11 protein-coding genes, 1 tRNA gene and 1 pseudogene are annotated in these 11,768 nt (G+C 71.6%); 9 read left to right on the plus strand and 4 right to left on the minus strand.

All coding sequences use genetic code 11. The features are described 5' to 3' along the window. Positions 1-147 precede the first annotated feature (147 nt). The 4 genes and pseudogenes from ACR9ZG_RS03005 to ACR9ZG_RS03020 form a co-directional block, all read right to left on the minus strand. Complete coding sequence (locus tag ACR9ZG_RS03005) at positions 148-2,250, minus strand: RecQ family ATP-dependent DNA helicase (protein ID WP_481283340.1); 2,103 nt, start codon at positions 2,248-2,250, stop codon at positions 148-150. A gap of 94 nt (positions 2,251-2,344) precedes the next feature. Next, entirely contained in the window at positions 2,345-2,764 is a 420-nt protein-coding gene (locus ACR9ZG_RS03010; RefSeq protein ID WP_481283341.1) for a hypothetical protein, read from the minus strand. 3 nt (positions 2,765-2,767) lie between these two features. Next, a complete protein-coding gene (locus tag ACR9ZG_RS03015) occupies positions 2,768-3,223 on the minus strand; it encodes a hypothetical protein (protein WP_481283342.1) in 456 nt (151 codons plus the stop codon). Positions 3,224-3,671: 448 nt separating this feature from the next. Continuing rightward, positions 3,672-3,938, minus strand: a pseudogene (locus ACR9ZG_RS03020) (PspC domain-containing protein); the annotation flags it as partial. A gap of 116 nt (positions 3,939-4,054) precedes the next feature. Here ACR9ZG_RS03020 and ACR9ZG_RS03025 point away from each other — a divergent pair. From ACR9ZG_RS03025 to ACR9ZG_RS03065, 9 genes are all read left to right on the plus strand, one after another. Next, entirely contained in the window at positions 4,055-5,299 is a 1,245-nt protein-coding gene (locus tag ACR9ZG_RS03025) for an ATP-binding protein (RefSeq protein WP_481283343.1), read from the plus strand. Next, positions 5,296-5,991, plus strand: coding sequence for a LuxR C-terminal-related transcriptional regulator (locus ACR9ZG_RS03030; RefSeq protein ID WP_481283344.1), 696 nt, complete (start codon positions 5,296-5,298; stop codon positions 5,989-5,991). The genes ACR9ZG_RS03025 and ACR9ZG_RS03030 overlap by 4 nt, the downstream gene beginning before the upstream one ends. Positions 5,992-6,198: 207 nt before the next feature. After that, positions 6,199-6,271: transfer RNA gene (locus ACR9ZG_RS03035), tRNA-Trp, on the plus strand. Between the two features lie 42 nt (positions 6,272-6,313). Next, positions 6,314-6,586, plus strand: a complete 273-nt coding sequence (secE, locus tag ACR9ZG_RS03040; RefSeq protein ID WP_481283345.1) for a preprotein translocase subunit SecE — start codon at positions 6,314-6,316, stop codon at positions 6,584-6,586. 51 nt (positions 6,587-6,637) lie between these two features. Beyond that, positions 6,638-7,561, plus strand: coding sequence for a transcription termination/antitermination protein NusG (gene nusG / locus ACR9ZG_RS03045; protein ID WP_481283346.1), 924 nt, complete (start codon positions 6,638-6,640; stop codon positions 7,559-7,561). A 106-nt stretch (positions 7,562-7,667) separates the two neighbouring features. Continuing rightward, on the plus strand, positions 7,668-8,099 hold the full coding sequence (rplK, locus tag ACR9ZG_RS03050) for a 50S ribosomal protein L11 (RefSeq protein WP_121259230.1): 432 nt from the start codon (positions 7,668-7,670) through the stop codon (positions 8,097-8,099). A gap of 72 nt (positions 8,100-8,171) precedes the next feature. Continuing rightward, entirely contained in the window at positions 8,172-8,861 is a 690-nt protein-coding gene (gene rplA / locus ACR9ZG_RS03055) for a 50S ribosomal protein L1 (RefSeq protein WP_481283347.1), read from the plus strand. Positions 8,862-9,090: 229 nt separating this feature from the next. Then, positions 9,091-11,091 carry a S53 family peptidase gene (locus tag ACR9ZG_RS03060; RefSeq protein WP_481283348.1) on the plus strand — a complete coding sequence of 667 codons (2,001 nt, stop codon included), beginning with the start codon at positions 9,091-9,093 and terminating at the stop codon, positions 11,089-11,091. A 114-nt stretch (positions 11,092-11,205) separates the two neighbouring features. Beyond that, positions 11,206-11,760: a GNAT family N-acetyltransferase gene (locus ACR9ZG_RS03065; protein ID WP_481283349.1), complete on the plus strand. Its 555-nt coding sequence runs from the start codon at positions 11,206-11,208 to the stop codon at positions 11,758-11,760. Positions 11,761-11,768 lie beyond the last annotated feature (8 nt).

Raw genomic sequence — 11,768 nt, forward strand, 5'->3', positions numbered from 1 at the left:
CGGCGACGGTGGGGGCTTCGGCGACTTCGGCGGCGGAGACTTCGGCGGCGGCGACTTCATCTGACGCCACGCCCGGGCAGCTCCGGCGGCGCGACGATGACCGCGCCGCCGGTCCGACCGCCGGCGCGGGAAATCTCGGCATGACGGCTAGCCGCGCACGCCGGCCGCGAACGGCAGCACGGCGGGAGCGCCCGCTCGGAGCAGCTCCCGTGCGGCCACTGTCATGGTCCAACGACTGTCGATGAGGTCGTCCACGAGGAGCACCGGCCCGGTGGAGGGGATGGCGAGACCACCGGCGTCGAACCGATCCCACACGCCCGCCAGCCGGAAGGCGCTGTTTCCGCCGGGGGCGCCCGACGGGCCGCCGCCCCGTGGCGCCAGCGCGCCCAGATAGGCCAGCCTCCCCGCGTCGGCGAGGCCCCTGGCGAGCGACTCGGTGAAGGCCGGACGCCGGCGCGACGGCACCGTGGCGACCGCCACCGGCCGCTCCTCCCAGTCCCAGTCGGCGAGCACGCGGATGCAGGCGGCCAGCACCTCCGGGGGGCAGGGCGCATCCGGGGCATCGTCCGACAGCAGCTCGCGCAGCCTCCCGCCCCAGCCGAGGTCCGTCAGCCGCGCCAGCGCCCGGCCCGCGCGCGCCTGCTCGTCCGGCGCGATCTTGCCGCGGACCGGCACACCCAGGCGGTCGGCCCCGGTGGGCCACAGCTTGCGCGGCTCGACCTCCACCCCGGCACGCGAGAGCACCGCGGAGACGGACCCGCTGACGTCGTCGGCGATCGCGCTCGGGTACCAGACGCCCGCACAGTTGTCGCAGCGTCCGCAGGGCGCCGCCGCCGGGTCGTCGAGGGAGCGCTGGAGGAACTGCATGCGGCACTCGCCGGTGGACTCGTACTCGAGCATGGCCGCCTGCTCCGTCTCGCGCGCGGCGGCGATGCGCTCGTAGCGGTCGCGGTCGTAGCTCCACGGCGCGCCGGTCGAGACCCAGCCGCCGGAGACCCTGCGGACCGCGCCGTCGACATCGAGCACCTTCAGCAGCAGCTCGAGCGTCGTCGCGCGCAGGTCGACCCTGCTCTCGAGGGCCCGGGTGGAGAGCGGCTCGCTGCCGAGCTCTGCGAGCACCGCGTTCGCCTTCTCCTCCGAGGGCATGGAGGCCGTGGCGAAGTACTGCCAGATGGCGCGGTCCTCGGGCCCCGGCAGCAGCAGCACGTCGGCGTTCTCGGTCGCACGCCCCGCGCGGCCCACCTGCTGGTAGTAGGCGACGGGTGAGGAGGGGGCGCCGAGATGGACCACGAACCCGAGGTCGGGCTTGTCGAACCCCATCCCGAGCGCGCTCGTGGCGACCAGCGCTTTCACCTCGTTGCGCTTCAGCCTGCCCTCGAGCTCCTCGCGCTCGGCCGTATCGGTCTGGCCGGTGTAGGCGTGCGCATCGATCCCGGCCCGCCGCAGCACGCGCGCGGTGTCCTCCGCCGCGGACACGGTCAGCGTGTACACGATGCCGCTCCCGGGGAGCGCCCCGATGTTGGTGGCCAGCCACGCGAGGCGTGACGTCGCATCCGGGAGGGTCTGCACGCCGAGCCGCAGCGACCGCCTGGCCAGCGGGCCGCGGATCGTGAGGACGTCGCCGTGCGCGGCGCTGCCGAGCTGTTCGACGACGTCGGCCACCACGCGCTCGTTCGCCGTCGCGGTGGTGGCGAGCACCGGCACTCCTCCGGGCAGCGCGGCGATCAGGTCGCGCAGCCGCCGGTAGTCCGGCCGGAAGTCGTGCCCCCAGTCCGAGATGCAGTGCGCCTCGTCGACGACGAGGAGCCCGCTGCGGGCCACGAGATCGGGCAGGTGCTGCTCGCGGAAGTCGGGATTATTCAGTCGCTCCGGTGAGACGAGCAGCACATCGACGGAGTCCTCGGCCAGGCGTGCGGCGACGTCGGTCCATTCGTGGCGGTTCGCCGAGTTGATCGTCACCGCTCGCACGCCGGCGCGCTCCGCGGCGGCGACCTGATCCCGCATCAGCGCGAGGAGGGGCGAGACGAGGATGGTGGGGCCGGCGCCGCGCTCCCGCAGCAGCATCGTCGCGACGAAGTAGACCGCCGACTTGCCCCAGCCGGTCCGTTGCACCACGAGCGCGCGCCGCCGGTCGTCGACGAGCGCGGCGATCGCCTCGTACTGCCCCTCGTGGAAGTCGGCATCGGGATGCCCGACGAGGGTGCGGAGGAGGGTGACGGCGTGCTCTCTGGTGGTGCTCATGCCTGTCATGCTCGCAGACGGCTCCGACGCTCCAGGCGCCGCGGGGGCGATCTGTGGAGAAGTCGGAGCCGTCTGGGAGCTGTGGAGAGTGGAGGCGGCAAGGTCAGGCGCGCTCCTGCGCCCTCCTCCGCTGTGCCGACCGGATCGCCCCGAGCAGGCCGGACACGACGATCACCAGCCCCACCACGGCGATCCCGAGGGCCCACGCGGTGGCCGGCGTCAGCGTCGAGACCCACAGGTCCCATGCGACCAGCCGCGCCGGCGCGGAGAGCACCCACAGCGTCCCGCCCGCGAAGAGCACGAGCAGCAGCCCCCACACCACGCCGCCCCAGCGCACCGGCGGCCGCCCCGCGGGTCGCGACCGGTCTGAGGAGTCCATCGTGTCGAACGCCGCCGTCGTCAGCCACGGCTCGGCCGGCGGAAGCGGCACCGTGGGAGCCGTCTGCGCCGTCTGCGCCGTCTCGTCCGCCAGAGGTGCCCGATCGGCGTCCATGCGCCCCTCGTCGGGGTTCCCGTTCGTCATTCGTCAGTTCCCTTCGAGGTGGAGGTGGAGGTCGTCGAGCTGCAGCGTCCAGCCGTTCGCGTCCGCCGGCGTCACGGCCGACGGGTCGAAGGCCAGGCGCGGGCCTTCCGGCACGAACGCGCTCGCGCCCGTCAGCACGGCGAGGATGATGCCGAGCGTGATCAGGAAGCCGCTGCGGCGCCGCGCCAGCCCCGCGATCAGCACCACGGCGCCGATGACGAGCGTTGCCGCGGCCAGGGAGGCGGTCAGGCTGTAACCGGACAGGCCGGTCAGGGTCGTCCAGAGCGCCGACGTCAGCGCGCCGGCGATGAGGGCCAGCCCGATCGTGAGCCAGCCGATCCCGGCGCCGACCCGCGGATTGGCCGCCCGGTAGGCGCGTCGCTGCGCGGCGGACCTGGCCGCCGCCTCCGCCGCCTGCGACCGCAGCTCGGCCGCCCGCTGCGCCTTGACGGCCCGCATGTCGGCGTCCAGCCGCTGCTTCCACTGCGCGTGCTCGACCTTCCACTGGGCCTGGCGCGCCTGCCAGTCGGCGACGTCGGACGCGCTGGCGTCGGCCCCGGGCGCGGGAGGCGCGCTCGGCTCGGCCGCGATGTCGAGCGTCGGGCGCTCGACACCGGCGTCCGCGGGCAGCGGAACCGTCTCGGCGGTCGCATCGCGTGCGGCATCGGTGGTGATCGGGGCGGCCGACGATCTCGCCCCAGCCCTGGTCGATGCCCCATGGTCCGCCGAACCACCAGAGTCCGCTCGACCACGGCAGAAGCGACAGCACCAGCAGCACGCCGATGCCGACGATGGGAGGCTGGACGTCGCCCTCGAACAGGCGCTGCAGGTGGATGCGGCCGTCGCGGTCGGGCAGCAGCGCCCAGGCGACCGCGTAGAGCAGCAGCATCGGCGCGCCGAGCACAGCGGCGACGACGACGATGCCGCGCACGATCAGGGGGTCGATCCCGATGCGGTAGGCGACGCCCGCGCAGACGCCGCCGATCCAGCCGTCCGCCCTGACGACGCCGAGGCCGCGCATCCAGTCGAAGAAGCGCGTTCCGCGGCCGGAGAGGCCGGTCTGCGGGCCGCCGTACGGACCGCGGTAGGGGTCGCCGTAGGGCGAAGAGGGGGAGCCGGTGCCGCCGGTGGCGCCGTGGGGCGGCGGCGGAGGAGTCGAGCCGTGATGTGACATGGTTCGATCCTGGCGCGCCCGCCGGCCTTCCCGACATGGGGTGACACCCTGAGCGGACCCTGATTCCGCGGCGGCCGGACTGTGCGCCCGGCCCGGGGTCTGCTTGGATTCTGGTCATGACCCCGACCGTGCCCGTCGCCGGCGGTGCGCCGAGCCGCGCGCCCCGGCGTGAGTCGCGCGTCCCGCTGGCCCGCCCGCGCGACTGCGTGATCGGGGGCGTGTCTGTGGCGGTCGCCGACCACCTGGGCTGGCCGGTCACGGCGGTGCGCTGGATCTTCGCCGGGACGTCGCTGCTGGGCGGCGCCGGCATCCTGCTCTATCTCTGGCTCTGGGCGCTCACCCCGTTGCGGCCGGCCGCCGCCGATGAGCCGGCGGACGGGGTGCGCCGCCGTGTGCACGTCCCGTGGGTGCTCGGCGTGGCCGGCGCCGCCTCCGGACTCGTCGCGGTCGTGCTCGTCGCGGCAGGCTCGTCCGGGGCGGGCGGCGGCGCGCTCGTCGCCGCGATCCTGCTCATCGTGTCCGCCGTCAGCTGGGATCAGCTCGTGGAGGACGACAGCCTGATGCCCGCACCACTCAGCGCGACCGCGTTCCGGCTCACCGCCGGCGCCTTTCTGGTCGGCCTGGCGCTGGTGCTCGGCGTGCTGCAGAACGACGGAGGCACGGGCCCGCTCTGGCTCGGCATCGTCGCGTCCGCGTTCGCCGGCGCCGCGGTGCTCGTGGCGCCGTGGGCGCTCCGGCTCTGGCGCGAGCTGATCGCCGAGCGCACGGCGCGCATCAAGGAGGAGCAGCGCGCCGAGATGGCCGCGCACCTCCACGACTCGGTGCTCCAGACCCTCGCGCTGATCCAGAACCGTGCGGGCGCGGCCAGCGAGGTCGGCCGCATCGCCAGGGCCCAGGAGCGCGAGCTGCGCGACTGGCTGTACGCCGACGCCGCGCACGCGCCCGACCGCGAGGAGGGCGACCTCGCCGCCGAGCTGCACTCCGCCGCGGCCGCGCTGGAGGTCGACCACGGCGTGCACTTCGACATCGTGACGGTGGGGGAGGCGGTGCGGAACGCCCCGCCCGAGCTCGCGGCCGCCGCACGCGAGGCGATGCTGAACGCCGCGCGGCACGCGGGCGGCGAGGTCTCCGTGTACGTGGAGGCCGCGTCGGGCTCCGTCGACGTGTTCGTGCGCGACCGCGGGCAGGGCTTCGATGTGGAGGCGCTCCCCGAGGGCAGGCTCGGCGTGCGCGAGTCGATCATCGGGCGCATGCGACGTGCGGGAGGCCAGGCGACGGTGACGTCCCGGCCCACCGGCACCGAGGTCCACCTGAGCATCGAGGTCCCCTTCGCCGACGACTCCGGGAGGGAGACGCCATGACCGACAGCACCACCGGCGACAGCACGCAGGCTGCCGTCGCAGACCCCATCACGGTCGTGATCGTGGACGACCACTCGATCTTCCGGTCCGGGCTGAGGGCCGACCTCGACGAGCGCGTCCGCGTGGTGGCGGAGGCGGCCGACGTGGAGGCCGCGGTCGCCGCGATCACCGCCTCCCGTCCCGCCGTGGTGCTGCTCGACGTGCACCTCCCCGGCGGCGCGGGAGGCGGGGGAGCGGAGGTGGTGCGCCGCACGGCCGCCGCCTGCCCGGACACCCGGTTCCTCGCGCTGAGCGTGTCGGACGCGGCGGAGGACGTCGTCGGCGTCATCCGGGCCGGAGCCCGCGGCTACCTCACGAAGGGCAGTTCCGGCGGGCAGGTCAGCGACGCGGTCGTCGCCGTCGCCGGCGGCGATGCGGTCTTCTCCCCGCGGCTCGCGGGCTTCGTGCTGGACGCCTTCGGCGCGGCGGCGGGGGAGCAGGCCGAGTCCACGGACGAGCTCGACCGGCTCTCGGCGCGCGAGCGGGAGGTCATGCGGCTGATCGCGCGCGGCTACGCGTACAAGGAGGTCGCCGCCGAGCTGTTCATCTCGATCAAGACGGTCGAGACGCATGTCTCGGCCGTCCTCCGCAAGCTCCAGCTGTCCTCCCGGCACGAGCTGACCGCCTGGGCGCTGGAGCGCAAGCTGCTCTGAGCGAGCTGCTTTGCGCGGCACGCGCCGCGTCCCGTACACTTGACGCGGTGGTTGAATCTGCCAAGCTTTTCTGCGCCCTTTTTCCGAAGCTCGTCTCCTGAGGCGACCACCGGACGTCCCGGCGGGATCGAGCACTCCGAGCACTTTCGGATGCGCGATCCGTTAGCCTGGATCGGGAACGTGAGCGGCTTCGCGATTCGTCTCCCTAGGGCGGTAGCTCAATTGGCAGAGCAGCGGTCTCCAAAACCGCAGGTTGCAGGTTCGATTCCTGTCCGCCCTGCAAGTCGGCAGGTGATGCCGGCCCACGAAAGGTGTTAACGAGGTGGCCCGAAAAGTAATCGACGAGCCGAGCGAGGAGATCGTCGCCAACGCGAAGAAGGAGCGCGCTGCACGGCGCAACCCCTTCGCGCGGATCGCCCTGTTCATCCGACAGGTCATCGGCGAGCTCAAGAAGGTCGTCACGCCGACGCGCAAGGAGCTCCTCAGCTACACGGGGGTCGTCCTCGTCTTCGTCGTGATCATGATGGCCCTGGTGTCGTTCCTGGATTGGGTGTTCGGTCTGGGTGTGGTCTGGGTCTTCGGAAACCCGACCTAGCCACCTCCCCCCTGGCCGAGAGGCCTCCCCGACAGAAATGGAATGAATTCAGTGTCTGAGACCAATCGCGACGACGTGGACTGGGCCCCCGCTGCCGAGCAGTCCTCCGAAGACGACGAGGCGCAGACCGGCAACGTTCTCGCGAGCGAGGACGAGGCGTCCGACGCCGCCGAGCACGAGGCGCTGCACGTCGTCGCCGACGACGGCACCGAGATCGACCTCGACGCCGTGCTCGACGCGATGGCGGAGGCGGTCGACCCCGAGGCCGACCGCGCCGTCGACGAGGCCCTCGAGGTCGACAGCGAGGACGAGGCCGAGGCCGCCGCAGAGGCCGTCGAGGACGAGGAGGAGGAGGCCACGGCCGATCCCTACGAGGCGTTCCGCACTGAGCTCCGCTCCAAGATCGGCAAGTGGTACGTCATCCACTCGTACGCCGGCTTCGAGCGCCGCGTGAAGTCCAACATCGAGAACCGCATGGTCTCGATGAACATGGAGGACTACATCTACGAGGTGCAGGTCCCCATGGAGGACGTGGTCGAGATCAAGAACGGCCAGCGCAAGATGGTCAACCGCGTGCGCATCCCCGGCTACGTGCTCGTCCGCATGGACCTCAACGAGGACAGCTGGTCGGTCGTCCGCCACACGCCGGGCGTCACCGGCTTCGTGGGCAACGCGCACAACCCGACGCCGCTCCGCTTCGAGGAGGCCTTCTCGATGCTGAAGAGCCTCGTCCAGGTCGACGCCGCCCCGGCCAAGGGCGCCGCCAAGGGCCAGAAGGCCGCCGCGCGCGTCATCCCCGCCGAGGTCGACTTCGAGATCGGCGAGACCATCACCATCAAGGAGGGCTCGTTCGCGGGCCTCCCCGGGTCGATCAGCGAGATCAAGCCGGAGAGCGGCAAGCTCACCGTGCTCGTGTCGCTGTTCGAGCGCGAGACGCCGGTCGAGCTCAGCTTCGACCAGGTCACGAAGCTCTAGACCCCCGAAGTTTTTCTACGATCACCGGGTCTCGGAAGGGCCGAGAAACCGGGAGAGCAGCACGGGCGCAGTCCCACGCCGCTCGAACAACAAAGAAGGAAGAGACATGGCACCGAAGAAGAAGGTCACCGGTCTGATCAAGCTTCAGATCAACGCCGGCGCCGCCAACCCCGCCCCGCCGATCGGTCCGGCGCTGGGTCAGCACGGCGTGAACATCATGGAGTTCTGCAAGGCGTACAACGCGGCGACCGAGTCGCAGCGCGGCAACGTCATCCCGGTCGAGATCACCGTGTACGAGGACCGCTCGTTCACGTTCGTCCTGAAGACCCCGCCGGCCGCCGAGCTGATCAAGAAGGCCGCCGGCGTCGCCAAGGGCTCCGGCGTCCCGCACACCACCAAGGTCGGCAAGCTGACCCAGGAGCAGGTGCGCCAGATCGCCGAGCAGAAGATGGTCGACCTCAACGCCAACGACGTCGACGCGGCGTCGAAGATCATCGCCGGCACGGCCCGCTCGATGGGCATCACCGTCGAGGCGTAAGGCCCCGACCTCCACAGACATCCGTGGCAGAGCCGGCCAGGCTCGCACCACATTCTCGTAAGGAGAAACCACATGGCACAGAAGTCCAAGGCCTACCGGGCCGCGGCCGAGAAGATCGAGGCCGGAAAGTTCTACACCCCGTCGGAGGCCGTCGCGCTCGCGCGTGAGACCGGCTCCAGCAAGTTCGACTCGACCGTCGAGGTCGCGCTGAAGCTCGGCGTCGACCCGCGCAAGGCCGACCAGATGGTCCGCGGTACCGTCATCCTTCCTCACGGTACCGGCAAGACCGCCCGCGTCATCGTGTTCGCGAACGGCCCGGCGGCCGAGGCCGCGATCGCGGCCGGTGCCGACGAGGTCGGCGGCGCCGAGCTCATCGAGAAGGTCGCCGGCGGCTACACCGACTTCGACGCGGCGGTCGCCGTGCCGGAGCTCATGGGCCAGGTCGGTCGTCTCGGCAAGGTGCTCGGCCCGCGCGGCCTGATGCCGAACCCGAAGACCGGCACCGTCACCCCCGACGTCGCCAAGGCCGTCTCGGACATCAAGGGCGGAAAGATCGAGTTCCGCGTCGACAAGCACGCCAACGTGCACTTCGTCGTGGGCAAGGCCGGCTTCACCGCTGAGCAGCTCGACGAGAACATCAAGACCGCCCTCGAGGAGGTCGTGCGTCTCAAGCCGTCCGCCGCGAAGGGTCGTTACATCCAGAAGGGCGCCGTGTCGACCACGTTCGGCCCCGGCATCCCGCTGGACGTCAACGCGATCTGACCCGCTTCCGCGCGTCTCGAAGGCCCGTCCCACCGCATTCCGGTGGGGCGGGCCTTCGCCGTTCCACCGGGTCGTCCGTCCCTGAGAAAACGTTCATGGTCGTCAATCACTGTGACGGACCTGTCTACCCGTCTTGTGGTGGTAGAACGAGCGGGTCTAGTGTCTGTTCTCAACGCGCGCCGCGCGCCGGCTCACAGCCGAGTCCGCCCGAAGGAAAGAGGACGTTTCCATGACCCTTCGCACCACACGAGCACTCCACAAGAGAGCTCTCGGAATCATCGCCACCACGAGCGCCGTGGTGGCTTTGTCATTGGCGGGAGCATCCGCCGCGCAGGCCGCCGACCGGGTGACCTACGCCGATTCGGTCCCCTCGTGGGCGACCGCCGCGAACGACGCAGGGGCGGCGCCCGCCGATCAGACGGTGGAGGGCGAGATCTACCTCCCGCTGCGCGACCAGGCCGGGGCGGAGGCGCTGGCCAAGCAGGTCTCGAACCCGGCCATCGCCGGCTACCGCAAGGCGCTCAGCCCGCAGCAGTGGATCAAGCGGTTCTCGCCGACCAAGGCCGACTCCGACGCGGTCGTCAACTTCCTCAAGGCGGCCGGTCTCACGATCACCGCCGTCCCCGACAGCCGGCAGTACGTCGTGTTCCGCGGCACGCCGGAGCAGCTGGGCTCGATCTTCGGCACGTCGCTGCACGCGTTCGACTACGCCGGCCGGCAGCTCGTCGCACCGGCGAGCGCGCCGTCCCTCCCCGCCGCCATCGGCGCGAAGGTGTCGGGCGTGAGCATCGAGCAGTCGCGCACGCTGACCCGCCCGGAGTCGATCCAGCAGGGCGACCTCGGCCCCTCCGGAGAACCGCAGGTGGCACGCAAGCAGGCGGCGGCAGCGGCTCCCGTCATCGAGACGCCGTGCTCGCACTACATCGGTGAGCACGTCGTCACCGTGCCGCCCGCGTACAACGGGCAGACGCAGTACAGCACCTACAACTGCGGGTACACCCCGCAGCAGCTGCGCAGCGCGTACGGCCTGACGGACCTGTCCAAGAAGGGCGTCAACGGCAGCGGGCAGACGGTCGCGATCATCGACGCGTACGCCAGCCCCACGATCGTCAAGGACGTCAACACCTACAGCCAACAGAACGGCGAGCCCGGGCTCACCAACTCCAGCTACCAGCAGCTGGTGCCCCCGGCCAGCGCCTTCACCGATCAGGCCCTGTGCCAGTACCCGAGCGGCTGGCAGGGCGAGCAGACCCTCGACGTCGAGTCGGTGCACGCGGTCGCTCCCGGCGCCCGCATCCTCTACGTCGGCGGCACCAACTGCGGCGGCGGCCTCGACGTGGCCATGTCGAAGATCCTCGACAACAAGCTGGCCACCATCGTGAGCAACAGCTACGGCAACCTGGGCGAGGCGGTCCCGGCCGACGTCATCCAGGGCGAGGTCAACCTCCAGCTGCAGGCTGCGGGCGAGGGGATCGGGCTCTACTTCTCCAGCGGTGACAACGGCGACGAGGAGGCGAACCTCGGCTACCCGTCGCCGGACTTCCCGGCGTCCTCGCCGTGGGTCACCTCGGTCGGCGGCACCAGCATGGCGATCGACAAGAACGGCAAGATCGCCTACGAGACGGGCTGGGGCGACACGGTCGACCAGATCGTGAAGAACCCGGACGGCAGCCTGAGCTACGCCGAGCCGCTGCCAGGCACCCGCTTCGTCGGCGGAGCCGGTGGAGGCGCGAGCGCGGTGTTCGCGCAGCCCGACTACCAGCGCGGCATCGTTCCCGCCGCACTGGCGAACGGGATGCGGGTCTCGCCGGACGTGGCTGCCCTCGCCGACCCGTACACCGGGTTCCTGATCGGCATCCGGCCGATCATCGACGACGAGACGCTCGCGACCGGCGACTACATCAACGAGACCTACGGCGGAACGTCGCTGGCCTCGCCGATCGTCGCGGCGCAGATCGCCATCGTGCAGCAGGCGACGAAGACGACCATCGGCTTCGCCAACCCGACGCTGTACGCGGTCGACCGCGTGCTGCCGAACGCGTTCCGCGACGTGCTGCCGCAGAACCCGACCCAGGCGGTGGCTTACACCAGCGCGACGAGCGGCAACAGCTACCTCGTCTCGTTCGATCAGGACACCTCGCTCAAGACCGCCAAGGGCTACGACCCGGTGACCGGCCTCGGCGACGTGTCGTTCGACCTGCTGAGCCTGGTGGCGCACGGCCGCCACTAGTACGGCCCCTCCGTAGCGGGGCCATCGACCGGCCGTCTCCCGGTCGGGAGGCGGCCGGTCGCCGTGCGGGGCGCATCCGGGCCGGAAGGATCACGCGGCGGCTACGCTGGAGCGGTGACCGTCCGCATCCGCCCCGCCTGTCGCGGCGACGAGGAGGCGCTGGCCGCCGTGGCCGCCGCCACCTTCCCGCTCGCCTGCCCGCCGCACACCACCGACGCCGCCAAGGCGGCGTTCATCGCGAGCGTCCTGTCGGTCGAGCGCTTCGCGGAGTACCTCGCCGATCCTGCTCGCCGGCTGCTGCTGGCGGAGGAGCTCGACGGCACGGCCGTCGGTTACACGCTGCTGAATCTGGGGGCGCCGCACGACGCCGACGCGCGCGCGGCCGTCCGCATCCTCCCCACCGCCGAGCTCAGCAAGTGCTACGTGCTGCCCGGTCACCACGGCGCGGGCATCGCGGGGAGGCTGATGGCCGAGAGCATGCGGGTCGCGGCGGAGTGCGGCGCCGCTGGCCTGTGGCTGGGCGTCAACGAGCTGAACGCGCGGGCGCAGCGCTTCTATGCCAAGCACGGCTTCGAGCGGGTCGGGTCCAAGCGGTTCCTGGTCGGCGACCGCTGGGAGGACGACTGGGTGATGGAGCGGGCGCTGCTGCCCTCGGCGGTGCCGGCCTAGGTCCGGGA

Source organism: Leifsonia sp. KNZ12-8B, assembly GCF_056755495.1.

Bases quoted from the DNA above. Each gene is read 5' to 3' on its own strand.
- ACR9ZG_RS03005 (WP_481283340.1), bottom strand. From the start codon at position 2,250: ATGACAGGCATGAGCACCACCAGAGAGCACGCCGTCACCCTCCTCCGC.
- rplK (WP_121259230.1), top strand. From the start codon at position 7,668: ATGGCACCGAAGAAGAAGGTCACCGGTCTGATCAAGCTTCAGATCAAC.
- ACR9ZG_RS03025 (WP_481283343.1), top strand. From the start codon at position 4,055: ATGACCCCGACCGTGCCCGTCGCCGGCGGTGCGCCGAGCCGCGCGCCC.
- ACR9ZG_RS03060 (WP_481283348.1), top strand. From the start codon at position 9,091: ATGACCCTTCGCACCACACGAGCACTCCACAAGAGAGCTCTCGGAATC.
- rplA (WP_481283347.1), top strand. From the start codon at position 8,172: ATGGCACAGAAGTCCAAGGCCTACCGGGCCGCGGCCGAGAAGATCGAG.
- ACR9ZG_RS03010 (WP_481283341.1), bottom strand. From the start codon at position 2,764: ATGACGAACGGGAACCCCGACGAGGGGCGCATGGACGCCGATCGGGCA.
- ACR9ZG_RS03030 (WP_481283344.1), top strand. From the start codon at position 5,296: ATGACCGACAGCACCACCGGCGACAGCACGCAGGCTGCCGTCGCAGAC.
- ACR9ZG_RS03015 (WP_481283342.1), bottom strand. From the start codon at position 3,223: ATGCGGGCCGTCAAGGCGCAGCGGGCGGCCGAGCTGCGGTCGCAGGCG.